The organism is Nocardia sp. bgisy134 (assembly GCF_965341865.1).
Classification (GTDB): Bacteria; Actinomycetota; Actinomycetes; order Mycobacteriales; family Mycobacteriaceae; genus Nocardia.
In genome coordinates this window covers 369,764-396,094 of the sequence record NZ_CBDQZP010000001.1, presented here as the reverse complement: position 1 = coordinate 396,094, position 26,331 = coordinate 369,764, and the positions used below count along the sequence as shown (strand labels likewise).

The window sequence follows — 26,331 nt, the reverse complement described above, 5'->3', positions numbered from 1 at the left end:
TGACACACGCCACGCCGCGAAGAGTCCGATATGCGCCATGGTCGGCAGACCAGATCCTAGGCGGCGCTGACCTGCTGCGGCACGCACGTGGTTCGCACAGTCGCGCACATGGCGCCCCTACTCCTCGCAGACCCTCCGCACTCCTCGCACACGCCGCAACCCCTGCGAGGAGTGCAGACGGTATGCGAGGCGCGTGACGCTGACGGCAGTACCAGCGCGGCGCCAGGCCAACTGCGGCAGGCAGTTTCGCGCGGCCTTGCACACCGCTCGTACTCCTCGCAGACATTTCGCACCGCCAGGCACACGCCACACCCGCGAGGGGTACAGACAGATCCGCTGTGCATGGCGCTGACAGCAGTGCCAGCGCGGCGCTAGGCGAACTGCGACAATCGGTTTCGCGCCGCCTCGAACACGCTCGTACATGCCGTAACCGCTGCGAAGAGTGCGGTATGCGCCATGGTCGGCAGACGAGAACCTCGGCTGCTACGCCATCTGCGGCACGCGGTTTCGCCCGGTCCCGCACAGCGGTGTACACCTCACACGCGCACAGCATTGCGAAGAGCGCAGCCTCACCCAGCACCAACGCGCAACTGGGCTGCGGTACGCGGTCCGGCCTACCGCTGCTGCTCCTCGCAGACCCTCCGTGCTCCTCGCACACGGCGGAACCCCTTGCGAGGAGTACAGATAGGTATACGACGCGCGTGACGCTGACGGCAGTGCCAGCACGGCGCTAAGCCGCCTGCGACAGGCGATTTCGCGCAGCCTCGTACACCGCTTCGCACTCCTCGTACACGCTACAAGCGCCGCGCGGGGTACGGACGGTTCCGATACCCATTGCGCTGACGGCAGCACCGGCACGCGCTAGACCAACTGCGGCAGGCAGTTTCGCGCGGCCTCGTACACCGCTCGTACTCCTCGCAGACATCTCGCACCGCTAGCACACGCCACAAGACCCACGAGGGGTAGAGACAGTATCCGATGCGTATGGCGCTGACACGCAGTACCAGCACGGGCTAAACCAACTGCGACAATCGGTTTCGCGCGGCCTCGTACACCGCCCCAAGCCCCGCGGGGGTGCAGGCGGTATCCGATGCGCGTGACTCTGACGCCAGTACCGTTGCGGCGCTGGGCTGTTGCGATACGCACAGCGTCGCATACGCCCCGCACAGCCGGTGGGTGGATGAGGGATGCGCGCCGGGCGGGGTGGCCCAGGGGGAGGGTTCAGGCTTTGACCAAGTCGTCGGCGTGAATTACCGGGCGTTGCATGGTGTCCGGGAGTTCGGTGGTGGAGCGGCCAAGCATGGTGGAGAGTTCGGTGCTGTCGTATTCAACGACGCCGCGGGCGATCAGGCGGTGATCGGCCGAGAGGAGGTCGACCACGTCGCCGCCGTAGAAGCGGCCTCGGACGGCGGTGATGCCCGCGGCGAGCAGGGAGCGGCGGCGTTGGGCGACGGCCTGGACGGCGCCGTCGTCGAGGACCAGGGCGCCGCGGCTGTCGGCCGCATGGCGGACCCAGAATTTGCGGGCCGACAGGCGGACCGGGCGGGCGGCGAAGGCGGTGCCGACGGTGCCGGAGGCGAGTGCGATGGCGGCCTCCTCGGCGGCGGCGAGCAGGACGGGGACGCCCGCGTCGGCGGCCAGCCGCGCGGCGGAGAGCTTGGAGGCCATGCCGCCGGTGCCGAGCGCGCCACCGCTGCCCGCGATGACGCCGTCCAGATCGGCGCTGCTGCGGACCTCGGGGATGAACTTCGCGGCGCCCTTGCGCGGATCGCCGTCGTAGAGGCCTTCCACGTCGGAGAGCAAGATCAGGGCATCGGCACCGACCAGGTGCGCGACGAGGGCCGCGAGCCGGTCGTTGTCGCCGAACCTGATCTCCTCGGTGGCGACCGTGTCGTTCTCGTTCACCACCGCGACCGCGCCGAGCGAACGCAGCCGGTCCAGGGTGCGCTGGGCATTGCGGTGGTGCTCGCGGCGGGAGAAATCATCGGCGCTGAGCAGCACCTGCCCGACGGTGCGGCCGTAGCGTGCGAAGGAGGTGCCCCACGCGTGCGCCAGCGCCAGCTGACCGACGCTCGCCGCCGCCTGCTTTGTCGCCAGATCCCTTGGGCGGCTGGACAACCCGAGCGGAGCGATACCCGCGCCGATGGCGCCGGACGAGACGACGACGACGTCCGAACCCGCGCGCATGCGGGCCTCGACGGCGTCGGCGAGACGGTCCAACCGCGTCGTGTCCAGACCGCCCTTCAGGCTGGTCAAGGCCGACGAGCCGATCTTCACCACGACACGGCGCGCCGAGGCGATCGCCTGCCGCGCCTCACTGAGCCCGCCGGGCGACACCGCGTCCGCTAGCTCCGAATTCACCTGCGTCACAACTGAACTCCCTGTACCGCAACCGAAAGTGCTGTCCGGCCTACCACACCGGCCGTCCCGCCGCCGGACGGTAGAAACCGTTCGGCGGCGGCGCTTTTCACGACCGGTCCTCGTCCTCCGTGACCAGGCCGCGGCGCACCCGCGAGGCGTGCTTGCGCTCGGCGGCGCCGACCCGGTCGCTCTGCTCCAAACGAACATCGGTGCCGCGACCGGTCGGCACGCGATCGATACCCGCCGAGATCTGCGGCTCCCAGTCGAAGCTGACGTCGCCGATGGTGACCGGGGCGCCCGGTTCGGCGCCGAGGCGCACCAGCTCGTCCTCGACGCCGAGGCGGGCCAGCCGGTCGGCCAGGTAGCCGACGGCCTCGTCGTTGTCGAACTGGGTCTGCCGCACCCAGCGCTCCGGGCGCGTGCCGCGCACGATGAAGCCGCCCGGCTCCTCCGGATCGGCGATCACGCTGAAGCCGGACTCGTCCACCGCGATCGGCCGGATCACCGGACGCTTCGGCGCGGCCTTCGGGTGCGCCTCGCGGTATTCGCGCACCAGGTCGGCGAGCGCGAAGGTCAAGGGGCGCAAGCCCGCTCGGCTCACGGCGGAGATCTCGAAGACCGGCCAGCCGCGCTCGGTGAACTCGGCCGTCACCATCTCGGCCAGCTCGGCGGCGTCGGGGACGTCGGTCTTGTTCAGGATCACCACGCGGGGGCGATCGGCCAGATCACCGAGACCGGCGTCGGCGGCGAGCGCGGGCTTGTACGCGGCCAGCTCGGCCTCGAGCGCGTCGACGTCGGAGACGGGGTCGCGGCCCGGTTCGAGGGTCGCGCAGTCGACGACGTGCGCGAGTACCGCGCAGCGCTCCAGGTGGCGCAGGAAGTCCAGGCCGAGACCGCGGCCCTCACTGGCGCCGGGGATCAGGCCGGGCACGTCGGCGATGGTGAAGGTGGTGTCGCCGCTGGCCACCACGCCGAGGTTCGGAACGAGCGTGGTGAACGGGTAGTCGGCGATCTTCGGCTTGGCCGCGGAGAGCACCGAGACCAGCGAGGACTTGCCCGCCGACGGAAAGCCGACCAGACCGACGTCGGCGACCGACTTCAGTTCCAGGACGAGATCGAGCTCCTCGCCGTCCTCGCCGAGCAGCGCGAAACCGGGCGCCTTGCGCGCCTTCGACGCCAGCGACGCGTTGCCGAGACCGCCGCGTCCGCCGCGGGCGGCGATGTAACGGTTGCCCACGCCGACCAGGTCGGCCAGGATCTCGCCGTCCTTGCCCAGCACGACGGTGCCGTCCGGCACCTTCAACAAGAGGTCGCCGCCGGTCTTGCCGTCCCGGTTGCCGCCCTCGCCGGGCTTGCCGTTACCAGCCTTGGCGTGCGGGTGGAAGTGGAAGTCCAGCAGGGTGTGCACGTTGCCGTCGACCTCGAGGACGACGTCGCCGCCGTTGCCGCCATTGCCGCCGTCCGGTCCGCCGAGCGGCTTGAACTTCTCGCGGTGCACCGACGCGCACCCATGACCGCCCTTTCCGGCACGCACGTACAGCACGACACGGTCGATGAATTTCGACATGGGTCGAATCATCCTCCTTCTGGGCTGGTCGTTCTTCGAGGGCTCGCGCGGATTCTTCGGCGCTCGCCGCCATGAGAACGCGAAAAGCGGGTCAGGGTGACGTACCCTGACCCGCTCGGCTTTGTCTGGATCGGCTAGGCGGTCAGGCCTGAACCGGCTCCGGGACGACGATGTTGACGGTTTTGCGGCCACGCTTGGTGCCGAACTGGACCGCGCCCGCCTCGAGGGCGAACAGGGTGTCGTCACCGCCACGACCGACGTTCACGCCGGGGTGGAAGTGGGTGCCACGCTGACGCACCAGGATCTCGCCTGCCTTGACGGTCTGGCCGCCGAAGCGCTTGACGCCGAGTCGCTGGGCGTTGGAATCGCGTCCGTTCCGGGAGCTGGACGCGCCCTTCTTGTGTGCCATAGCTGAGTCTCCTCGGGATGTCTTACTTGATGCCGGTGACCTTCAGGACCGTCAGCGGCTGACGGTGACCCTGGCGCTTGTGGTAGCCGGTCTTGTTCTTGAACTTGTGAATGCGGATCTTGGGGCCCTTGGTCTGCTCGACCAGCTCCGCGGTCACCGAACGCTCGGCCAGCTTGGCCGCGTCGGTGGTCAGTTCGGCGCCGTCCACCACGAGGACGGGCGAGAGCTCGACGGCGGAACCCGGCGCACCCTCGATCTTTTCGACCTTCACCAGGTCACCGACCGCGACCTTGTACTGCTTTCCGCCGGTCTTGACGATCGCGTACGTTGCCATCGGTCGGCTTCCTCCACTCGATGTCTTCTCGTGCTTCATTCACGCCACAGGTCGCGACGTGAATTGTCTTGGCTGGTTGCCGCACGGGGCGCATACCTCGCTGCGTCAAGCAGCTTCGGGCGCATCGCCAGGCAGCGACCGTCCAAGGCTACCAGACCCCCGGTCTACGACCCAATTCGGCGGCTGGCACCCGCTCGGCAACCCGGTCACGCGCGGATTTCACCGAGCTGTCCGACGCCCGAACGGATTCGGCCGGTCGCCCCTCTCGGGTCCGACCGGCCGAATCACCACACTCGCTCAGCTGGGCGAATCGACCGGCGGGCCTGCGGGACGGCCGACGGCCCTGCGGCGCGGACGCCCACGCTGCGGCAGTTCGACCGGCTCGGGCTGCTGCGAATAGTCGACCGCGGGCGCGCCGCCCTGGTCGGCGCTGGACAGCACGAACACGGCTCCGGCGCTGTCGGCCGCGGGCGCGGCCGCCGAACGCGCCACCCGACGACGGCGAGGCACCTGCCGGGGCTCCGGTTCACCGTTGGCAACCGCTCGATCGGCGGCGGCGACAGCGGCTTCCGCGACCGCCACCTCCTCCCGCACCGACGGCGCGGGCTCCTCCGTCACCGAAACCCGAGCGACCTCCGCCGGCGCCGTCACGACGGCTTCGACCTGCTCCTCCAGCGCCTCGGCGACCTGCTCGGCCACCTTCTCGACCTCGGCCTCCTCGGCGACCACCGCTTCCGCGACGGCCTCCTCGGCCACGACCGCGACGGCTTCCTCGGTCACCGCTTCGACCTCGGCGACCGCCTCGGCCCACGGCTCGACCTCGGTGGCCTCCTCGGCAACCGCCTCCTGTGCGGCAGCCACGGCGTCGGCCACATTCGCCGCCACCGCATCGGCATCGGTCGCGACGACCTCGGCCTCGGCGACTGCCTCCGCGCCCTGCTCGGCATCGGCGTTGTGCGCGGCCATGGCCAGCGCCACCGGATGCGCCCGCTTGACGGCGGCCTCTTCCTCGGCCGCCTCGCTCGGCGGCGGCGTGCCGTTGGTGGCGGCCGCGGGAGCCGCGCTCTTGTCCCGGCCGCGCCGACGACGCGAGCCGCCCTCGCGACGGGCCGAGGTGTCCTCGGCGGGCGTGAGCTCCACCGGGTAGGTGTGCACCAGGATGCCGCGGCCGTGGCAGTGCTCGCAGGTAGTCGAGAACGCCTCGACCAGCCCGGTGCCCAGCTTCTTACGGGTCATCTGGACCAGGCCGAGCGAGGTCACCTCGGACACCTGGTGCCTGGTGCGGTCCCGGCCGAGCGCCTCGGTCAGGCGGCGCAGCACCAGGTCGCGGTTCGACTCGAGCACCATGTCGATGAAGTCGACGACGATCATGCCGCCGATGTCGCGCAGCCGCATCTGGCGCACGATCTCCTCGGCCGCCTCCAGGTTGTTCCTGGTGACGGTCTCCTCCAGGTTGCTGTTGCCCGACCCGGTGAACTTGCCGGTGTTGACGTCGATGACGGTCATGGCCTCGGTGCGGTCGATCACCAGGGTGCCGCCGGAGGGCAGCCACACCTTGCGATCGAGCGCCTTGGCCAGCTGCTCGTCGATGCGGAAGGTCTCGAAGACGTCCACGCCGTTGTTGTCGTGCCGGGAGACCCGCGCGAGCAGGTCGGGCGCGACGGTGCGGATGTAGCTCTCGACCGTGCTCCACGCCCGGTCGCCCTCGATGACCAGCCGCGAGAAGTCCTCGTTGAACAGGTCGCGGATGACCTTGACCAGGAGATCGGGCTCCTCGTACAGCGTCTTCGGCGCGCCGCCGTCCTTGTTCGCCTGCTTCTCGATGGAGCGCCACGTGGTCTGCAACCGTTCCACGTCGCGGGCCAGCTCGGCCTCGCTGACGCCCTCGGAGGCGGTGCGGATGATCACGCCCGCGTCGGCGGGCACGATGTCGCGCAGGATCTCCTTGAGGCGCTTGCGCTCGGTATCGGGCAGCTTGCGGCTGATGCCGGTGGAGGTGCCGCCGGGCACGTACACCAGGAAGCGACCGGCCAGGCTGATCTGGGTGGTCAGCCGGGCGCCCTTGTGCCCGACCGGGTCCTTGGACACCTGGACGAGCACCTGATCGCCGGGCTTGAGCGCCTGCTCGATCTTGCGCTCCTTGCCGCCGAGCCCGGCGGCCTCCCAGTTCACCTCGCCCGCGTACAGCACGCCGTTGCGGCCGCGGCCGATGTCGACGAACGCCGCCTCCATGCTGGGCAGCACGTTCTGCACCTTGCCGAGGTAGACGTTGCCGACCATGGAGGCCTGGCCGGTGTTGGTGACGAAGTGCTCGACGACGATGTTGTCCTCGAGCACCGCGACCTGGGTGGCGGCCGGGTGTTCGGGGAACGACTTCTCGCGCACCACCATCACCCTGTCCACCGCCTCGCGGCGGGCCAGGAACTCCGACTCGGTCAGGATCGGCGGGCGGCGGCGACCGGCCTCGCGACCGTCGCGGCGACGCTGACGCTTCGCCTCGAGGCGGGTGGAGCCGGTGATGCCCTGCACCTCGTCCGAGGCGGCCCGGCCGCGGCTCTTGGCGCGCGGCTCGCGCTCGTGCACGACAGTGTTCGGCGGGTCGTCGTCGGCGGGCTCGGCTTCGCCCTCACCGCCGACCTTGCGGCGGCGGCGACGACGGCGACGACGGCTCGCGCCCTCGGGCACCGCGTCCTCGGTCTCGCTGTCGGCGTCGCCCTCTTCGGTCGCCTCGGCGGCTTCCGCGCCCTCGGCGGTCTCGGCGGCGGACTCGTCCTCGGTGTCGGACTCGGACTGATCGCCCTCGTCGCCCTCGGTGTCGGAGTCGCCGTGCTGCTCGCCGCGGCCACGGCCGCGACCGCGCCTGCCACGTCGGCGACGGCGCGGCTGGCCTTCACCGTCGCCATGCTGCTCGGCGCTGTCCTGCTCGTCCTCGGTGGTCTCGGGTTCCTCCTCGACGACCTCCTGCGCGACGACCTCCTGAGTGGCGGCCTCCTCGGCGCGCTTGGCCTCGCGCTCGGCACGGCGCTGCTTGCGCATCTGCTCGGCGGCCGCCGCGTCGGGCGACAGGAACAGCGGCGCAGCGATGGAGGGCGCCTCGAAGACCGACGGCGCCGCGACCTGCGGCTCGCCGGGTTCGGCGTGGGTGAACAGCTGCGTCGGCTCGGCGCTCGCCGTCGATAGTCCCGTGTGCACCGGATCCGGGGCGGAGAAGAGCAGCCCGCTCGGCTGTGCGGCCTCGGGCTTCTCGGGCTCCGGCGCTGCCGCCTCCGCCGCCTCGGGCTCGGCGGTAGGCGGTTCGGCTGTCGCGGGGGGAGTCGCCGCATCGGGTTCGGCGGCGCCGAGCGCGTCGCGCACCGACTCCGCGACCGCCCGGTCGACGTTGGATTGCGCGCTGCGCGCGTCGGCACCCAGCTCGGTGAGTTTGGCCAGGATGCGCTTGCTCGTCACTCCCAGCCGCTTGGCAAGCGCGTGAACTCGGATTCGCTCCGGCAATTGATCGGCATCCTGTGATGTTGTTTCCAGCGGCTCTTGATCGGCCACGAAGTCTCCTCGGGCCCCCGGGCGCGTCCCTCCCGGTACGGAGTGACGCGGCCAACGCGGGGGACGCTGTCCGTACACCTCACGCCGTCGACGCGAGGTCCTGTGGTCTCGCCCCGCGTGCCCGGTTGTCACCTGGTTCTTCGTCTTCGGGCTAACTGGTCACGCGGCGCCTGGCTGTTGGCTGAACTCCGCGGAAACGAGCGCTCATCCAGCGTGCCTGCGCGGACCGCCACACCCTCAGCAACCGGGCGCGATTGTCCGTGGCAGCGATGATCGGCATCGAACCGCGGTGTCATCCGGTCGTCATCGCAACCGACCATTCGCGTACCTGCGCGAACTGTCGGTGTCGTTGACGACCACTGCCAGTATCCCACATCGTGCGCCCATGGTTCGCCATCGGCGCGTGAGCGGCCCGATGCCCCGGGTTTGCCGCATCGGCACGACCCGGCGTGACAAGGGATGATGTGATGCGCGAGCCCGCGCGGGTCTTGCCGCGCCGGTGCGGCGCGGCGAGTGTGCGGTGGAACTCAGGCGGGGAACTCGGGGAACCAGAGCCCGATCTCGCGCTTGGCCGACTCCGGGGAGTCCGAGCCGTGCACGAGGTTGTACTGGGTCTCGAGGGCGAAGTCGCCACGGATGCTGCCCGGCACGGCCTTCTCCACGGGGTCGGTGCCGCCGGCGATCTGCCGGAACGCGGCGATGGCGCGCGGGCCCTCCAGGACTGCGGCCACGACCGGGCCGGAGGTGATGAACTCGATCAAGGAGCCGAAGAACGGCTTCTCGGCATGCTCGGCGTAGTGCTCCCCGGCCAGTTCCCCGGACACCTGCTTCAGCTCCAGGGCCACGATCTTCAGGCCCTTGCGCTCGATACGGGCCAGCACCTCGCCGACCAGGCCACGGGCCACGCCGTCCGGCTTGATGAGTACCAACGTCTGCTCAGTCACGGCGCACAGCCTAATTGACCCCGCCGCCCACTACCGAACCAGCATCGGCCGCGATGCTCCCGGCCGCGTTCGATCCGCGTCGGCTCGACGAATTCGCAGCCGATTCCGGATCGCTACCGGTTCATCCGCTGACTGGGCAGCAGCCCCTGGTCCATCCGTCGCTTGACCTCGGAGCGCAGTATCAGGATGAACGCCCAGACGGCCGCGAAGAGCACGCCGATGATGCCGATGGACAGGTGGATGAACACACCGAGGATCACCAGGACCTGGAGGCCGAGGTTGAACGGCAGCGCCCAGGACCGGCGTTGCAGGCCCGCGCCGAGAATCATCAGCAGCGCGAGAATCACCAGGTAGCTGCCGGACAACCAGCTGACGCCACCGCCGACGTCGGCGACCACCGGCAGCGCGAGCAGCACCACGATGGACTCCAGGATCAGCGTGCCCGCCATGACGCCGCGCAGGCCCTTCCACGGATCGGGCGCGGCGGCCGCGCTCGTGCCGGGTTGCTCGGCGGCGGCCGCGTCCTCGCGGCGCTCGCTGGGCTCACTCATGCCGTGCTCACCGGCCCCTTCGTGGATGTCGCATGCTGGATTCCCCGTTCACGCGGGGTCCTTTCCGAACAGTGCCCGGGCCGCGCCCGCGGTGACCACCGAGCCGGTGACGACGACGCCTGCGCCCGAGACGGCTTCGACCGGGTCGCCGACCTCCTCGGCGATGGCGATCGCGGTCTCCAGCGCGTCGGGCAGCGTGTCGGCGGTGACCACGCGTTCGTCGCCGAACCGCTGCACCGCCAGATTCGCCAGGCTGTCGATGTCCATGGCGCGCGGCGAACCGTTGGTGGTGACGACGATCTCGTCGAACACCGGCTCCAGCGCCTCGAGAATGCCCGCGGCGTCCTTGTCGCCGAGCACGGCGACGACGCCGACCAGCTTGCGGAAGTCGAACTCCTCGCCGAGGGTGGCGGCGAGCGCTCGCGCGCCCGCCGGGTTGTGCGCGGCGTCGATGAAGATGGTCGGCGCGCTGCGCATCCGCTCCATACGGCCTGGGCTGGTGACCGAAGCGAACCCGGCGCGCACGGCGTCGATGTCGAGCTGACGCTCCGAGCCCGCGCCGAAGAACGCCTCGACCGCGGCCAGCGCGAGCACCGCGTTGCGGGCCTGGTGCTCACCGTGCAGCGGCAGGAAGATCTCGTCGTACACCCCGCCGAGACCCTGCAACTCGAGCTGCTGACCGCCGACGGCGACGCGACGCGCCAGCACCCGGAACTCCGCGCCCTCACGGGCCACCGCGGCGTCCACCTCGACGGCCCGGCGCAGCAGCACCTCCATCGCCTCGGGCTCCTGCTGCGCGATCACCGCGACGTTGTCGCGCGGGACCAGGCTCTCCGGAGCGCGTTTGATGATTCCGGCCTTCTCCCCCGCGATGGCGGCGAGGTCGGGGCCGAGGTAGTCGACGTGGTCCAGTCCGATCGGGGTGATCACCGCGACTTGGCCGTCGATCACATTGGTGGCGTCCCAGGTGCCGCCCATGCCGGTCTCCACGATCGCCACGTCGACAGGGGCCTCCGCGAACGCGGCGTAGGCCATGCCGGTGAGCACCTCGAACTTGCTCATCGCCGGACCGCCGGCCGCGGCGGACTGCGCGTCGATCATCTCGACGCAGGGCTGTAGCTCGCGGTAGGTCTCGACGTACTTGGCCGGGCTGATCGGCGCGTTGTCGATGCTGATCCGCTCGGTGGCCAGTTGCAGGTGCGGGCTGGTGATGCGGCCTGTCCGCCGGTGCAGCGCGGTGAGCAGGGCGTCGATCATGCGGGTGACCGAGGTCTTGCCGTTGGTGCCCGCGATGTGGATCGCCGGATAGCTCTGCTGCGGGGAGCCGAGCAGATCCATCAGGGTGGCGATGCGGGTGAGCGAGGGCTCGATCTTGGTCTCCGGCCAGCGCTGGTCGAGTTCCGCCTCGACCAGCGCCATCTCGGCGAGCTCCACCGGCGATGGCCCCGACCCGAGCCGGGTGCCGCCGCTGTCATCGCGGTACTGCCGCTCCGGCTCGTCGTTCATTTGACTGCCAGTTCCGCGAGCCGCGCCCCGATGCGGTCCACCTCGGCGGCGGCGACATCGCGACGGTTCTTGATCTTGGCCACCACCGGTTCCGGGGCCTTGGCCAGGAACGCCTCGTTACCGAGCTTGGCCTCGGTGCCCGCCAGCTCCTTCTCCGCGGCGGCCAGGTCCTTCTCCAGGCGGCGGCGTTCGGCGTCCAGGTCGACCGCGCCCGAGGTGTCCAGTTCGACGGTCACCGTCGCGCCGCTCAGCCGCACCTCCACCGAGGCGGTGGCGGCGAACGCGGCGCCGGGCGCGGTGAGCCGGGCCAGGTTGGCGACCGACGGCTCCAGCCCGGTGAGGTCGGCCTGCTCCAGGCCGATCAGCTTGGCCGCCACCTTCTGCTTGTCGGCCAGGCCCTGATCGCTGCGGAACCGGCGGATCTCGGTGATCAACCGCTGAGCGTCCGAAACACGCTGTGCCGCACCGGTGTCGGCGGCGATCCCGCTGACCTGCGGCCAGGCCGCGATCACCACGGACTCGCCGCCGGTGAGCGCCTGCCACAGCTCCTCGGTGACGAACGGGATCACCGGGTGCAGCAGCCGCAGCACCGAGTCCAGCACGTTGCCGAGCACGATCCTGGTCGTGGCCGCCCGCTCCTCGGATTCGGCGAACTGCACCTTGGCCAGCTCCAGGTACCAGTCGCACAGCTCGTCCCAGGCGAAGTGGTACAGCGCCTCGCACGCCTTGCCGAACTCGTAGGCGTCGAAGGCCGAATCCACCTCGGCCAGAACCTGATCCAGGCGATCCAGGATCCAGCGGTCGGCGTCGGTGAGCGCCGCGCGGTCGGGAAGCGCACCGGGCTCGGCGCCGTTCATGAGCGCGAACTTGGTGGCGTTGAACAGCTTGGTGACGAAGCTGCGCGAGGCCAGCGCGTGCGGCTCGCCGACGGACAGGTCGCCGCCGGGCTGGGCGCCGCGAGCCAAGGTGAAGCGCAGCGCGTCCGCGCCATAGCCCTTGATCCAGTCCAGCGGGTCGATGCCGTTGCCGCGCGACTTCGACATCTTCTTGCCGAACTGGTCGCGGATCAGGCCGTGCAGGAAGACGTCCTTGAACGGCACCTGCACCGCGCCGGAGGTCTTGCCCGCGACGATGGCCGGATCCTCGGAGACGAACATGCCGAACATCATCATTCTGGCCACCCAGAAGAAGAGGATGTCGTAGCCGGTGACCAGCACGCTGGTCGGATAGAACTTCGCCAGCTCCGGCGTCGCGTCGGGCCAGCCCATCGTGGAGAACGGCCACAGGCCGGAGGAGAACCAGGTATCGAGCACGTCCGGGTCCTGCACCCAGCCTTCGGGGGCGGTCTCGTCCGGGCCGACGCAGATCACTTCGCCCTCGGGGCCGTACCAGATCGGGATACGGTGGCCCCACCACAGCTGACGCGAGATGGTCCAGTCGTGCATGTTGTCGACCCACTCGAACCAGCGCGGCTCCTGGCTGGCCGGGTGGATGACGGTGTCCCCGTTGCGGACCGCGTCGCCCGCGGCCTTGGCCAGCGACTCCACCTTGACCCACCACTGCATGGAGAGCCTGGGCTCGATGGGCTCGCCGGTGCGCTCGGAATGGCCGACGCTGTGCAGGTACGGACGCTTCTCCGCGACGACACGACCTTCCGCGGCGAGCCGCTCGCGGACCTTGACGCGGGCCTCGAAACGGTCCATCCCGTCGAGTTCGGTTCCGGTGTTCGCGATCCGGCCGCGCTCGTCCATGATCGTCGGCATCGGCAGGTTGTGCCGCAGGCCGATCTCGAAGTCGTTCGGGTCGTGCGCGGGCGTGATCTTCACGGCGCCGGAGCCGAACTCGGGGTCGACGTAGTCGTCGGCCACGATCGGGATCTGGCGGCCGGTGATCGGGTGCTCCAGGGTGGAGCCGATCAGCGCCTGGTAGCGCGGGTCCTCCGGGTGCACCGCGACCGCGGTGTCGCCGAGCATCGTCTCCACCCGGGTGGTCGCCACGATGACGTGCGGTTCGTCGTCGTTCAACGAGCCGTAGCGCAGCGAGATCAGCTCGCCCGCGACTTCCTCGTGCTTGACCTCGATGTCGGAGATGGCGGTGCGCAGCTCGGGCGACCAGTTCACCAGGCGCTCGGCGCGGTAGATGAGGCCCGCGTCGTAGAGGCGCTTGAAGATGGTCTGCACGGCCCGCGAGAGGCCCTCGTCCATGGTGAAGCGGTCGCGGCTCCAGTCGATGCCGTCGCCGAGGGCGCGCATCTGCCACTGGATGGCGCCGCCGGACTCGCGCTTCCAGTCCCAGACCTTCTCGACGAACAGTTCGCGGCCGAAGTCTTCCTTGGTCTTGCCGTCGACGGCGAGTTGCTTCTCCACCACGGTCTGGGTCGCGATGCCCGCGTGGTCCATGCCGGGTAGCCACAGCACCTCGTAGCCCTGCATCCGCTTGCGGCGGGCGAGGGTGTCCATCAGGGTGTGGTCGAGGGCGTGGCCCATGTGCAGGGTGCCGGTGACATTCGGCGGCGGCAGCACGATGGAGTACGCGGGCTTGCCGCTCGCGGTGTCGGCCTGGAAGTACCCAGCCGCTACCCAGCGCTCGTACGTCTCGGTCTCCACGACGCTGGGGTCCCAGCTCTTGGGGAGGGCATCGGCACGATTACGCGAGTTGTCAGGGGCTGCGCTGGTCACTCCGTGATTCTAGGGGTTGGCTCGACATGGCCTCGCCGCCTCCCCGCAGCCCGCGCTCCACGGCGCGACCGGGGTGCGGAAACGAAAGGAGGCGGAGCCTTCGGTGGATGAGGGACACCGAACACTCCGCCTACGCCTCACAGCTTACCGGCGATCCAGAGGGCGACCCTGAATACACAAGTAATTCTCAGCTTCCGCCGACGTCATCACCGGGTCCGCCGCATCCGCCAGGACGCGCGGCGCCGACTCCTGTTCGACCAGGTCGCCGTTGATCGCGATGGCGGCCGCCGATCCCGCGCCCGCGGCGGAGATCACCTGGGCGCCCGGGTCGGCGACATTGCCCGCCGCCCAGACCCCGGGCACGCTGGTCCGCCCGCGCGCGTCGGTGACGACCCAGCCGTCCGGGCCCGTCTCGCACCCGAGCGCGGTCAGCACGTCGCCGTTGGGCACGAACGTCGGCGCGACGAACACCGCGGACCGCGGCACCGCGCGTCCGTCGGCCAGCTCCACACCGCGCAGCCTGCCGTCCTCGACCGCCAACCGCGCGACCTCGCCGGTCACGACGCGCACGCCTCGCGCGGCGAGCCGATCCAGCTCGTCGCGGCTTGGCTCCATCGTGTGCGGGAAGAACGTCACGTCGGCCGACCACTGCGGCAGCAGCAGCGCGACGTGCACGGCCCTGGCCACCGCACCGGGTTCGGTGCCGCCGAGCACGCCGAGCGGTCGATCGCGCACCTCGTAGCCGTGGCAGTACGGGCAGTGCAGGACGTCCGCGCCCCAGCGCTCGCGCACACCGGGCAGGTCGGGCAGCACGTCGCGCAGTCCGGTGGCGATGAGCACGCGGCGGGCCGTCAGCTGTCCGCCCGACGCGAGGTGGAGCGTGAATTCGCCGGTGTCACGGTTTCTTTCGGCGCCGGTGACGTCGTCGTCGTCGAGCAGCTCGCCACCGTATCCAGCCACCTCGGCGGCGCCGGTCGCCAGCAACTCGGCGGGCGGCAGGCCGTCCCGGGACAGGAAGCCGTGCATGTGCTGGGCGGGCGCGTTGCGCGGCGCGCCGCCCTTGACCACCGCGACTCGCCGCCGCGCCCTGCTCAACACCAGCGCCGCCGACAGCCCCGCCGCGCCGCCGCCGACGACGACCACGTCATAGGTCGCCCGCTCCGTGTTCTGTTCGCTCATGCCTCCACCTCGCTGACGCTCGGCTCCGGCATGCGCGAAGCGCGCTGGCACATGATTCGCTCACTCCGTTCGCTCATGCCTCCACCTCGCAGACGCTCGGCTCCGGCATGCGCGAAGCGCGCTGGCACATGATTCGTTGTCTCCGTTCACTCATGCGCGATCACCTCCGCGTTCAGGCTGCCGGTCGTGGCCCGATACCGGCAACGAAATTTGCCGTTTCCGGGAAAGGGGCGTGCACTGGGGACATGTATGACCAACCGGGCATCATGCGGGCGCTCGCCGACATCGGCCCCAGGCTGAAGGCGCTGCGCACCCACCGCTCCCTCACCCTGACGGCGCTGTCGGCGACCACCGGCATCTCCAAGAGCACGCTGTCGCGGCTGGAATCCGGGCAGCGCAAGGCGAGCCTGGAGTTGCTGCTGCCCATCGCGATGGCGTTGCAGGTGCCGCTGGACGAGCTCGTGGCGGCGCCCAAGATCGCGGACCCGCGCGTGCACGCCACACCGCGGCAGGTCGACGGATACACCGTGCTGCCGCTGACCGCACGCCCCGGCCCGCTGCAAGCGTTCAAGATGATCCTCCCGCCCGAGCGCAAGGACCCCGATCCCCGCGTGCACGAGGGTTACGAATGGTTGTACGTGCTCTCCGGCAGGCTGCGGTTGATCCTCGGCGAACACGACCTGATCATGGGCCCCGGCGAGACCGCGGAATTCGATACACGGCAACCGCATTGGTTCGGCAGCGCCGGGCGCGGTCCGGTCGAGATCCTGAGTCTGTTCGGCAGCCAGGGCGAGCGCATGCATGTGCGAGCGAGGCCGCGCCGCAGCGCGCGGTGAGTTGCCAGGGCGCGCCGGGAAAGCCGGCCGGTCGGCGACGAATCATCCATTCGCCGCTGGAATCTCAGGGTTTTCCCGGTTGCCGAATCGGACCGGACTAGGGAGTCTGGAAGGGGTGAACCCCCCGCTCGATGCTCTACCCCTGTACTCCCCCGAGCCGCGCTTCCCGCTGGCCGCCGCCTGCACGGTGACGCCGGTCGGCGTGCACGACATGCGCGGCCAGACGGTCGACGAATTGCGTTACCCCCCAACGGCGGCACTGATCTTCGCCGGAGTGCCGGGCGCGGGCAAGAGCACGGCGTTGCGGAGGTTCTTCGGCGCGGACGCCACGGCCGAGACGCCGCTCAGCGGGCCGTCCGGTTCGATCGTCCTGGATTCGCAGCACGCGCGGAACCGCTGGCGGCACCGGCTCGGCTGGCTCCCCTATCCGCTGTGGCGTCCGGTCGTGCACGTCGTGCACTACGCGAGCATCCGGGCGGCGCTGCGCGACGCCGACGGCCCGGTGGTGATCCACGACTGCGGCACCTTCGGCTGGAGCCGCAGGATGATCGCGCGCTGGGCGGCCGGCTACCGCAGGGACCTGCACGTAATCATGCTCGACGTGCCTGCGACGGTGGCCAGGGCCGGACAGTATGCCCGCGGCCGCCGCATCAACGGGATGTTCTTCACCCTGCACTGCCGCCGCTGGGACCGCTTGATCCGCGAGCTCGACACCGGCGACCGCGCCGCGCCCGCTCCGTCCTCCTCCGTCGTCATCGTGGACCGTTCCACCGTCAATCGCCTGTCCCGCGTCGCGTTCGACGGGTGAGCGCGCTCAGGGCACCAGGACCGTCAGCGCCGCGGGCACCGCGCGCAACGTGATGGGCAACATCCCGGCCGGTTCGCCGTCCGCGGTGGCGGGCGCGCCCGGTGCGGTGAGAGTGACCGCGGCGGCGCGATATTGCGCGACGGCCGGATGATCGATGCGCTTGCCCGCCGACAGCGCGGGCAGCAAGCGCAGCATCTCCAGTCGCGACACTGCGCCGACCACCGTGAGATCGAGCAGCCCGTCGTCCATCTCGGCGTCGGGGCAGATCAACATGCCGCCGCCATAGGTGCGGGTGTTGCCCACCGCGACCATCACCGCGTCGGTCTCGATCACGCCGTCGCCCGGCGGATTGTCCACCGCGCCTTCGGCGATGCCGGACAGTGCGATCCGATAGGGCACGGTGAAACCACCGGTGATCTCGGCCAGCGCCGCGACGGTGTAGCGGAGCCTGCCCTTGGGCCAGCGCATGTCGTTCGCGCGCAACGTCACCCGCGCGTCGAAACCGGTGCCCGTGACGGTCGCGAACCACATCGGGGTGGCATCCGGTGCGTCCGACTCGATCCGGCCGAGGTCCATCACCGCGGTGCGCCCCGCGAGCACCACGTCGACCGCGGCCGCCGGGTCGTCGGTGGGGACGCCGAGCGCCCGCGCCAGATCGTTGCCCGTGCCGCTCGGCACCAAGCCGAGCGGCACGCCGGTCTGCGCGACGGCCTCGAGAATCACACAGATCAGGCCGTCGCCGCCGACGCACACCACCGCGTCGGGGCGAGCGGCCGGATCCGGATTCGCCAGCGAATCACGGACCAGCCGAACGGATTCGGCGGCCGAAGGCGCGCGGATCTCGGTGACCTCGACGCCGCGCTCGGCGAGCCGTGCGATGGCCACCGTCGCGGTGTCGTGTCCTTTGCCCGCGCCGGACAACCGGTTCGTGACGACCAGTGCGGAGCGGATGCTGCTCGACGCCTCGCGGCTCATCAGATCAGTTTCCCAGGGTTCATGATGCCCGCGGGGTCCAATTCCCGTTTCACCGCGCGCAGCACCCGGATGCCGAGCTCACCGACCTCGGTGGGCAACCAGGGCCGGTGGTCGGCGCCGACCGCGTGGTGGTGGGTGATCGTGCCGCCCGCGGCCATGATCGCGTCGCCCACCGCGCGTTTGGCGGTCTGCCACTGCGCGATCGGGTCGTCGAGTTGCTTGGCGACGACGGTGAAGTACAGCGAAGCGCCGGTCGGATAGGTGTGCGAGATGTGGCACATCACCAGTGCGGGCGTGCCCTGCGCGCCGAGCGAATCGGTCAGCGCCGCGGTCGTCTTCGCCTTCAGCTCGGCGATATTGGACCAGGTCGTCGCGGTCTCCAATGTCTCGCACAGCACCCCGACATCGAGCAGCGCGTCACGCATGTAGGGCGCGGCGAACCGGCCGTGCTCCCATTCGCGGGCCGCCTGCTCGCCGAGCGCGGTGCCGCCCGAAGCCGCCAGCAACGCGGTCGCCTCGGCCGAGCGCGACGCGACGTGCTCCGCGCTGCCCTCGAAGGTGGTGATGGCCAGGCAGCCCGACACCGCCTGGCCGCCGACGTCACCCGAGCGGGCCAGGTTCAGTCCGGTCTCGGCCTCGTCGGAGAGCCGGAGCACCGTCGGAGCCGCGCCCGCCTGCACCACGGCGCGCAGCGCGGCCGCGCCGGTGGCGAAGTCGGGGAACGACCACGCCTGGTAGGCGGTGGTTTCCGGGAGCGGATGCACGCGCAGCGTGACCTCCGTGATCACGCCGAGCGCGCCCTCCGAGCCGACGAACAGCTCGCGCAGGTCCGGCCCTGCGGCGGAGGCGGGCGCGCGCCCCAACTCCAGCGAGCCGGTCGGCGTCGCGATCCTGAGTCGCTGCACCATGTCGTCGAACCGGCCGTATCCCGCCGAGGCCTGGCCGGAGGATCTGGTGGCCGCGAAGCCGCCGATGCTGGCGAATTCGAAGCTCTGCGGGAAGTGGCCGAGCGAAAGTCCTTGCGCGGCGAGCAGTTCCTCGGCCCGCGGTCCGGTGAGGCCCGCGCCGAGGGTCGCCGTGCCGCTCACCGGGTCGACATCGCTGATCCCGTCGATGCGGCGCAGGTCGAGGGCGATGACGGTGTCGAATTGCCCGCGCACCGGATCCACGCCGCCGACCACGCTGGTGCCACCGCCGAAGGGCACCACCGCGATTCCGTGCTCGGCGCAGTAGGCCAGTACCGCGAGCACCTGCTCGTGGTCGGCGGGAAAGACGATGGCGTCGGGGGCGTCCTGCGGGCCCTCGGCGCGGCGGCGCAGCAGATCGAGGGTGCTCTTGCCGCCCGCGTGCCGCAGTCGATCGTGATGGTCGGCCGACACATTGTCCGCACCGACCACCGCGACCAACCCGTCCCGCTGCGCCGGCGTCAACGCCGACGCGCGGAGTGGCACATCACCCTCATCGCGGCGCGCCACCGGTTCGCCGGACACTCCGAAGACCTGCGCGAGCAGACCGCGGATCTGCGCCGAAAGCGGCTTGTGTCCGGCCGGGATACCCCAGGCGTCCCACACCATACTCGGTACCCGCGCGTGTGCGCCCGGCTTTGCCGCGGGCTCGGAATGCCCGCCTGCCTGCTGCGTCTCGACCATGCGTTACAGTTTGACATATACTGTCAAGCAGTAACTATCGTCCCGCACTCAGCCCGGTGGTGATTCCCGTGACCGATGACCCGGACGCCGAACTTTCGGCCATCGACCTGGCGATCTTCGACGCCGCACGCGCCTGCGTCCAAGAGTTCGGGGTACGCCGGACCACGCTCACCGAGGTCGCGCGCCGCGCGGGCGTCAGCAGGCCGACCGTATACCGCCGCTGGTCCGACACCGGCGCGCTGGTCGCCGAGCTGTTGGTTCGCGAACTGCGCGGCATTCTCACCGCCGCGATGCCCGACGCGGGCCCGGCGCGGACGCGGCTGGTCGAGGGCGTGGTCGAGGGCGCGGGGATGGTGCGCTCGAACCCATTGTTCGGCAAGATCTTTCGCACCGACACCGACCTGATGCTCACCTATGTCTTCGGCAGGCTCGGCCGCAATCAGCGCATCCTCGTCGAACTGTTCGCCGCCGGGATCAGGGACGGCCAGAACGACGGCTCCATCCGGCCCGGCGATCCCGTCCAGCTGGCCACCATGATGCTGCTCATCGTGCAGTCGGCGGTGCAATCCGCGGGCACTGTCGCGGGGTTGCTGCCCGCCCCCGAGCTGGACACCGAACTGGCCCGCGCCATCGACGGCTACCTCCGCCCCGGCGACCCCGAATGACGAAAGGCTGTGCCATGACCGACAATCCGGCGACCCGAGGGGATTCCGCGCTCGATGCCGAGCGCCGCGCGCGCGAGCTGCGCGCCCTCGGCGACGGCGGCGAGATCGACGTGCTGGTGATCGGCGGCGGCGTCACCGGCGCGGGCGCCGCGCTGGACGCCGCCGCGCGCGGACTGCGCACCGTGCTGGTGGAACGGCACGACCTGGCGTTCGGCACCAGCCGGTGGAGTTCGAAGCTGGTGCACGGCGGTCTGCGATATCTGGCGGGCGGCCGGATCGGGATCGCGCACGAGAGCGCGGTCGAGCGCGGCATCCTGATCGGCGCCACCGCACCGCATCTGGTGCGTCCGTTGCCACAGCTGGTGCCCCTGCTGCCGAATATCGGTGCGGCGCAACAGGCATTGATCCGCGCGGGCTTCGTGGCGGGCGATGCCTTGCGGCGCGGCGCGGGCACCCCGGCCGCGACCCTGCCGCGGTCGCGACGGGTCGCCACCGCGGAGGCGCTGCGCTTGGCTCCGACCGTGCGCAGGGCGGGTCTGCGCGGTGGGCTCCAGGCCTGGGACGGGCAACTGGTGGACGACGCGCGGCTCGTCGTCGCGCTGGCTCGCACCGCGGCCGCCCAGGGCGCCACCATCCTCACCAGGGTGGAAGCCCTCGACGTGACCGGGGATTCGGCCACGCTGCGCGACACCCTTTCCGGCGAGACGCTTTCCGTGCGGGCTCGCGCGGTCGTCAACGCCACCGGCGTGTGGGCCGATCAGGTCGACTCGAGCATCGAGCTGCGTCCGAGCCGGGGCACCCACCTGGTGTTCTCGGCCGAGTCGTTCGGCGGTCTGAGCGCCTCGCTGACGGTGCCGGTGCCCGGCAGCACCAGCCGGTTCGTCTTCGCCTTCCCCGCCGCGCACGGGCGGGTGTACCTCGGCTTGACCGACGAAGACGCGCCGGGCCCGGTGCCCGACGAACCGCAGCCCACCGAGGCCGAGGTGGATTTCCTGCTCGACACCATCAACACCGTGTTGCGAGAACCGTTGACCCACGCCGATATTCGCGGCCGATACGCGGGCCTGCGTCCGCTGCTGAAGACCGGCGACGGCAGCACCGCCGACATCTCCCGCCGGCACGCGGTGCTGACCTCGCCGACCGGCGTGATCACGATCGTCGGCGGCAAGCTCACCACGTACCGCCGGATGGCCGAGGACGTCGTCGACGCGGCGGTGCGCCATGCCCGCCTCGACGCGGCGCCCTGCCCGACCAAACGTCTGCCGCTGGTCGGCGCGGTCTCCGGTGCGTCACGAGATCGCCTCGCCGCCGCCCCGCTGCTGGTGGAACGCTACGGCAGCGAAGCGCCCGCCGTCGCCGCCCTCGCCGCCCTCGACCCGGCCCTGCGCGAGCCGGTCGCCCCCGGGATGGACGTCATCGGAGCCGAATTCGCCTTCGCCCTCTCGCACGAGGGCGCACTGCACGTCGACGACCTGCTCGATCGGCGCACCCGCATCGGCCTGGTTCCGGAGGACCGCGCCGCAGCTCTGCCCGCGGCCACCACGGCGCTCGCCACGATCTGATCGACGGCGATCGGCTCCGCGCTCATCGTGTATTCCGGGCTGCGCGGGACAGGCCGAGCGTCCGCGACGTCAGTCGAAGACCCACGTATCGAGTTCGGCGCGCATGCAAGCGCGGGGCCAGCGGTCGAGTCCGTGCTCGGCTTCGGCGGTGCGCAGGGCGCGCAGGCCCGGCGTCTCCTCGGCGGCCGTCAGGTACCGGAAGCCGAGGCGCTCGTAGTACGGGCCGTTCCACGCCACCTCGACGAACGTGGTCAGGGTGATGGTGAGCACTCCGTTGGCCCGCGCCCAGTGGACGGCGCGGTCGATGAGCCGCTTGCCCAGGCGTTGCCCGGCGTACTCCGGATCGACCGACACCTGATCGACGTGCGCGTTGCCGTCGACGAGGCCGAGGACGAGATAGGCGATCGGCCGGTCGACAACGTCGGTCGCGACCCAGGCCCGCCCGTCCTGCTGGAATTCGCGCAGCGTGGCGAGCGTCGGCGGCTCGTCGTCAGCGACGGCGGTCATACCGATGTCGGCGAACGGTTTTCCGGCCGCCCGCTCGATGTCCCGCAGAACGGGCAGGTCGGCCTCGGTCGCCGGTCTGATGGAGGGCATGCCAGGAGTATTGCCGGATCACCGGGCGAAAGTCGCGGGGATTTCCAGATCATCGAGGAGATCACTCTCCATGAGACGCACACCCGGGCAGGCGACGTCACGTGATCGGGACGACAGCGGAGAGCCCGAGAACACCGGACGACCGCGAAGTCGGCTCGATCACGGCCGACCGATCCGCCGGGCGAGGACCGGACAGCCGACCTCGCCCGACTCTCCGCGCTGCCCTGCGGATTCCACGGCCGGAGCGACCGGTCGGGCGGGTCCCCGCGGCCTGTTGCTGTTCCGATCCGCCCCGTCACGTCCTGTGCGAGCCTCTATGCTGGACGCCGGTAGTGCGCGGGAAGGAGGCGCGGGTGCGCAAGAACCCGTCGACCGTAGGGATCGCGCCGGGCGATGGTCTGATTGCACGCTTCGGCGCGGTGGTGGTGTATCTCGCGGGTGAAACCGCTTCCACCGACCGGATCCTCGGCGCCATCGAGGCCGTCGCCGAAGGTGATCATCCCGGGGCCGCGATCGCCCAGCGGCTGGCCGCCGTCGTGTTCGGCAGCGGCTCCGAGCCACCGCCGTTCGGCGTGGTCGCCCCGACCGACGACGGCACCGTGATCCTGCTGCGCGGACCGGTCGCCGCCGAGATCCACGGCGCGGAGGGCGCCCGCAGGCTCTCCGGCGCGCGGGCGTTCACCTGGGTGGACGAGATCGTGCGCGAACCGGTGCGCCGGATCACCGTGGGCGCCGACACCGGCTCCCCGATCACCCCGCTGCCCCGCACCGACCTCCGCGCGGGCGCCGTGCCCGGCGGCGGCTTCGAATGGCGCGTCGCCGTGCGCAAGGCGAGCGCACCGAAGACTCCGCCACGCGCCGCCGCCACCGCGAACCCCGGATCCGCCGAACCACCGGCGACCGCGCCCGCGGGCTTCGAAGCGTTGACGGACGACTCCGACGACACGCGAAAGGACGCCGACTCCCCCGTCGAGTCGAACGCCGGATCCGGTCGGCCGTCCGCCGCTCACCCGCAGGACATCGGCACCAGGGCGATGCCACTCGCCTGGTCCCAGACCGCAGGCTTCGGTTCCGCGCGACCCGAACCCGTTGCGTTGCAGAAGAATCCGGCCACGCGCGGCGTTCGCGTCCCGCCGCCACGTCCGCCGAAGGGCTCGCCCGAAGCCCCGACGGGGGCGCTGGTCTTCGAGGACACCGCCTACCCGCTCGACCGTCCGTATGTCATCGGCCGCAGTCCCACCACCGACGATTCGGTGCGCAACGCCATCGCGTCCCCGCTGTCGGTGCCCAGGGACCGGCACGTCTCCCGCGTGCACGCCTACATCTCGCTGAACCGGGGCAAGGTCTTCGTCCGCGACGCGTCCACACCCGCGGGCACCTATGTCGCGGGGCCGGGCACCGACACCTGGACGCGCATCGGCACCGCCCCCGTCGAGCTGCCGCCAGGCTGGCGCATCCGCATCGGCGAGAAGGTGCTCACCCACCGCACCGACGAACGCCACCCGGCCACCGCCCAAACGCGTCGTTCCTGAGCCTCGCCCGGCCGTTGCTCAGCGCTGCCGCGGTGCGACGGCCGATTCCGGCCCGACGAGGTATGCCGGGCCCCGCGCCGCGGCCTACGATGCGAAGAGCGCGGCAGCAGTCCTGCTGAGACAGTCAGTGCGCGGAGAGGACAATAAGGACATGCATCGACAGGGCCCCACCGAGGACATCGATGAATCCGCGCTGACCGTCACCGCGCCCAAGGAGCAGGCAGCGGGCATCACCGCCGTGGCCGTGGCGCTGAAACGCTCGGTCGAGGAGATGGGGGTCGTCCGCACCGCGCGCACGCTGACCAGGCTCAACCAGGTCAACGGCTTCGACTGCCCCGGCTGCGCGTGGCCGGAGCCCACCGGGCACCGGCGGCCCGCCGAGTTCTGCGAGAACGGCGCCAAGGCCGTCGCCGAGGAGGCGACGCTGCGCACCGTCACGCCGGAGTTCTTCGCCGCCCACTCGGTCGCCGAGCTCGCCGGGAAATCCGGATATTGGCTCGGCCAGCAGGGCAGGCTGACCCATCCGATGGTGCTGCGCCCGGGCGACACCCATTACTCGCCCCTCTCCTGGGACGAGGCGTACCGCGTGATTGCCGATCAGCTGCGCGAGCTGGCCTCGCCCGACGAGGCCGTGTTCTACACCTCGGGCCGCACCGCCAACGAGACCGCGTTCCTCTACCAATTGCTGGTCCGCAGCTACGGCACCAACAATCTGCCGGACTGCTCGAACATGTGCCACGAATCCTCTGGCGCGGCGCTCATCGGCTCCATCGGCATCGGTAAGGGCTCGGTCTCGATCGACGACTTCGGCAAGGCCGATCTGATCATCGTCGCGGGCCAGAATCCCGGCACCAACCATCCCCGCATGCTCAGCGCCCTCGCCGACGCGAAGGCCAACGGCGCCAGGGTCGTCGCGGTCAACCCGCTGCCGGAGACGGGTCTGCTCGGCTTCCGCGATCCGCAGACCGTGCGCGGCGTCACCACGGGCGTCGCGATCGCCGACGACTTCCTCCAGATCCGGCTCGGCGGCGACATGGCCCTGTTCCAAGGTCTGGGCAAGCTGCTGTTCGAGGCCGAGGACCGAGCGCCGGGCACCGTCGTGGACCGCGCGTTCGTCGATGCGCACTGCGCCGGCTTCGCCGAATACGAAAGCCACACGCGCGCGGTGGATCTCGACGTCGTCGCAGCCGCGACCGGACTGTCGAGGGCGGAACTCGGGCGCACCGCGCGCCTGCTCGCCGAATCGCGCAGCACCATCATCTGCTGGGCGATGGGTCTGACCCAGCAGGCGCACGGCGTCGCCACCATCGAGGAGGCGACCAATCTGCTGTTGTTGCGCGGCATGATCGGCAAACCGGGCGCGGGCGTGTGCCCGGTGCGCGGGCACTCCAACGTGCAGGGCGACCGCACCATGGGCATCTGGGAGAAGATGCCCGACTCCTTCCTCGACGCGCTCGACCGCGAGTTCGGCATCACCAGCCCCCGCGAACATGGATGGGACACAGTGCATTCCATCCGCGCCATGCGCGACGGCAGGGCCAAGGTGTTCTTCGGCATGGGCGGCAACTTCGTCTCGGCCACGCCCGACACCGAGGTCACCGAGGCCGCGCTGCGCAATTGCGCACTGACCGTGCAGGTCTCGACCAAGCTGAACCGCAGCCACGTGGTGCACGGACGCACCGCGCTGATCCTGCCCACCCTCGGTCGCACCGACAAGGACGTCGTGGGCGGCGTGAAACAGCATGTGTCGGTGGAGGATTCGATGTCGATGGTGCACCTGTCCACCGGCCGCCTCGAACCCGTCGGCGATCAGCTGCGCAGCGAGGTCGCCATCGTCTGCGAACTGGCCCTCGCGCTGTTCGGCGAGGACCATCCGGTGCCGTGGGCGCGATACCGGCGCGATTACGACAAGATTCGCGACGCAATAGCGCGCGTGGTGCCCGGTTGCGCCGATTACAACACCAAAGTCCGGCAGCGCAACGGCTTCGTGCTACCACATCCCCCGCGCGACAGCCGCGAGTTCCGCACCGCCACCGGCCGCGCCAATTTCGCGGTGAACGAGCTGACCTGGGTTCCGGTACCCGAGGGCAGGCTCGTGCTCCAGACACTGCGCAGCCACGACCAATACAACACCACCATCTACGGCCTCGACGACCGTTACCGCGGCGTGCACGGCGGACGCCGGGTGATCCTGGTGAACACCGACGACATCGCCGAATTCGGCTTCGCCGACGGCGATCTCGTCGATCTGGTCTCGGAGTGGACCGACGGCATCGAGCGACGTGTCCGAGCCTTCCGCGTCGTCGGCTACCCGACGCCGCGCGGCAACGCCGCCGCGTACTACCCCGAGACCAACGCACTCGTCCCGCTGGATCACGTCGCGGCGCGATCCAATACGCCCGTTTCCAAGGCGGTGACCATCCGGCTGGAGCGGCATGTGCACGTCGGAGCCGAATCATGAGCGAGCGTCAGCGAGTGAATCGAAAGCACAGCGCATCCCCGCGCGCGACGCAGCCGAGCGCCAGCGAGGTTGAGTCGTGAAGGAGCGTCAGCGAGTGAACCGAAAGCACAGCGCATCCCCGCGCACGACGCGGCCGAGCGGCAGCGAGGCTGGGTCGTGAAGGAGCGTCAGCGAGTG

General features: G+C 70.5%; 19 protein-coding genes. 6 read left to right on the top strand and 13 right to left on the bottom strand.

Annotated elements, in window-relative coordinates; genetic code table 11:
• Window positions 1–1,221: 1,221 nt before the first annotated feature.
• The 10 genes from proB to ACRWNM_RS01670 form a co-directional block, all read right to left on the bottom strand.
• Entirely contained in the window at window positions 1,222–2,337 is a 1,116-nt protein-coding gene (gene proB / locus ACRWNM_RS01715) for a glutamate 5-kinase (protein ID WP_431963569.1), read from the bottom strand.
• A 130-nt stretch (window positions 2,338–2,467) separates the two neighbouring features.
• Entirely contained in the window at window positions 2,468–3,928 is a 1,461-nt protein-coding gene (gene obgE / locus ACRWNM_RS01710) for a GTPase ObgE (protein WP_431962704.1), read from the bottom strand.
• 142 nt (window positions 3,929–4,070) lie between these two features.
• The gene (gene rpmA, locus ACRWNM_RS01705; protein ID WP_068065451.1) at window positions 4,071–4,337 is read right to left on the bottom strand and encodes a 50S ribosomal protein L27; all 267 of its coding nucleotides are present in this window, start codon (window positions 4,335–4,337) and stop codon (window positions 4,071–4,073) included.
• Between the two features lie 22 nt (window positions 4,338–4,359).
• On the bottom strand, window positions 4,360–4,671 hold the full coding sequence (gene rplU / locus ACRWNM_RS01700) for a 50S ribosomal protein L21 (RefSeq protein WP_068065454.1): 312 nt from the start codon (window positions 4,669–4,671) through the stop codon (window positions 4,360–4,362).
• Between the two features lie 297 nt (window positions 4,672–4,968).
• Entirely contained in the window at window positions 4,969–8,211 is a 3,243-nt protein-coding gene (locus ACRWNM_RS01695; protein ID WP_431962701.1) for a translation initiation factor IF-2 N-terminal domain-containing protein, read from the bottom strand.
• A gap of 527 nt (window positions 8,212–8,738) precedes the next feature.
• Entirely contained in the window at window positions 8,739–9,155 is a 417-nt protein-coding gene (gene ndk, locus ACRWNM_RS01690) for a nucleoside-diphosphate kinase (protein ID WP_431962700.1), read from the bottom strand.
• A 113-nt stretch (window positions 9,156–9,268) separates the two neighbouring features.
• The gene (locus ACRWNM_RS01685) at window positions 9,269–9,706 is read right to left on the bottom strand and encodes a DUF4233 domain-containing protein (RefSeq protein WP_431962698.1); all 438 of its coding nucleotides are present in this window, start codon (window positions 9,704–9,706) and stop codon (window positions 9,269–9,271) included.
• A 48-nt stretch (window positions 9,707–9,754) separates the two neighbouring features.
• Window positions 9,755–11,212, bottom strand: a complete 1,458-nt coding sequence (gene folC, locus ACRWNM_RS01680) for a bifunctional tetrahydrofolate synthase/dihydrofolate synthase (protein WP_431962696.1) — start codon at window positions 11,210–11,212, stop codon at window positions 9,755–9,757.
• On the bottom strand, window positions 11,209–13,890 hold the full coding sequence (locus tag ACRWNM_RS01675) for a valine--tRNA ligase (protein WP_431962694.1): 2,682 nt from the start codon (window positions 13,888–13,890) through the stop codon (window positions 11,209–11,211). The genes folC and ACRWNM_RS01675 overlap by 4 nt, the downstream gene beginning before the upstream one ends.
• 144 nt (window positions 13,891–14,034) lie before the next feature.
• Window positions 14,035–15,069: an NAD(P)/FAD-dependent oxidoreductase gene (locus ACRWNM_RS01670; RefSeq protein ID WP_431962692.1), complete on the bottom strand. Its 1,035-nt coding sequence runs from the start codon at window positions 15,067–15,069 to the stop codon at window positions 14,035–14,037.
• 245 nt (window positions 15,070–15,314) lie between these two features.
• On the opposite strand from ACRWNM_RS01670, the gene ACRWNM_RS01665 reads away from it, so the two are divergent.
• Both ACRWNM_RS01665 and ACRWNM_RS01660 read left to right on the top strand, forming a co-directional pair.
• The gene (locus ACRWNM_RS01665) at window positions 15,315–15,905 is read left to right on the top strand and encodes a helix-turn-helix domain-containing protein (RefSeq protein WP_431962690.1); all 591 of its coding nucleotides are present in this window, start codon (window positions 15,315–15,317) and stop codon (window positions 15,903–15,905) included.
• 115 nt (window positions 15,906–16,020) lie between these two features.
• On the top strand, window positions 16,021–16,713 hold the full coding sequence (locus ACRWNM_RS01660; RefSeq protein ID WP_431962688.1) for an AAA family ATPase: 693 nt from the start codon (window positions 16,021–16,023) through the stop codon (window positions 16,711–16,713).
• 6 nt (window positions 16,714–16,719) lie between these two features.
• Here ACRWNM_RS01660 and ACRWNM_RS01655 read toward each other — a convergent pair whose 3' ends face one another.
• Both ACRWNM_RS01655 and ACRWNM_RS01650 read right to left on the bottom strand, forming a co-directional pair.
• Window positions 16,720–17,688 carry a diacylglycerol kinase family protein gene (locus ACRWNM_RS01655; protein WP_431962686.1) on the bottom strand — a complete coding sequence of 323 codons (969 nt, stop codon included), beginning with the start codon at window positions 17,686–17,688 and terminating at the stop codon, window positions 16,720–16,722.
• On the bottom strand, window positions 17,688–19,337 hold the full coding sequence (locus ACRWNM_RS01650; RefSeq protein WP_431962684.1) for an FAD-binding oxidoreductase: 1,650 nt from the start codon (window positions 19,335–19,337) through the stop codon (window positions 17,688–17,690). Before ACRWNM_RS01650 ends, ACRWNM_RS01655 begins: the two co-directional genes overlap by 1 nt.
• Before the next feature lie 62 nt (window positions 19,338–19,399).
• Between ACRWNM_RS01650 and ACRWNM_RS01645 the strand changes: the two genes are divergently transcribed.
• Window positions 19,400–20,002: a TetR/AcrR family transcriptional regulator gene (locus ACRWNM_RS01645; protein ID WP_431963567.1), complete on the top strand. Its 603-nt coding sequence runs from the start codon at window positions 19,400–19,402 to the stop codon at window positions 20,000–20,002.
• A 14-nt stretch (window positions 20,003–20,016) separates the two neighbouring features.
• Window positions 20,017–21,564, top strand: a complete 1,548-nt coding sequence (locus ACRWNM_RS01640) for a glycerol-3-phosphate dehydrogenase/oxidase (protein WP_431962682.1) — start codon at window positions 20,017–20,019, stop codon at window positions 21,562–21,564.
• Between the two features lie 69 nt (window positions 21,565–21,633).
• Here the strand turns inward: ACRWNM_RS01640 and ACRWNM_RS01635 are convergent, their stop codons facing one another.
• Window positions 21,634–22,161, bottom strand: coding sequence for a GNAT family N-acetyltransferase (locus tag ACRWNM_RS01635; RefSeq protein WP_431962680.1), 528 nt, complete (start codon window positions 22,159–22,161; stop codon window positions 21,634–21,636).
• Between the two features lie 353 nt (window positions 22,162–22,514).
• On the opposite strand from ACRWNM_RS01635, the gene ACRWNM_RS01630 reads away from it, so the two are divergent.
• Together ACRWNM_RS01630 and ACRWNM_RS01625 are read left to right on the top strand one after the other, a co-directional pair.
• Window positions 22,515–23,693, top strand: a complete 1,179-nt coding sequence (locus ACRWNM_RS01630) for an FHA domain-containing protein (RefSeq protein ID WP_431962677.1) — start codon at window positions 22,515–22,517, stop codon at window positions 23,691–23,693.
• A gap of 151 nt (window positions 23,694–23,844) precedes the next feature.
• Window positions 23,845–26,154, top strand: coding sequence for an FdhF/YdeP family oxidoreductase (locus ACRWNM_RS01625; RefSeq protein ID WP_431962675.1), 2,310 nt, complete (start codon window positions 23,845–23,847; stop codon window positions 26,152–26,154).
• The last annotated feature ends 177 nt before the right edge of the window (window positions 26,155–26,331 follow it).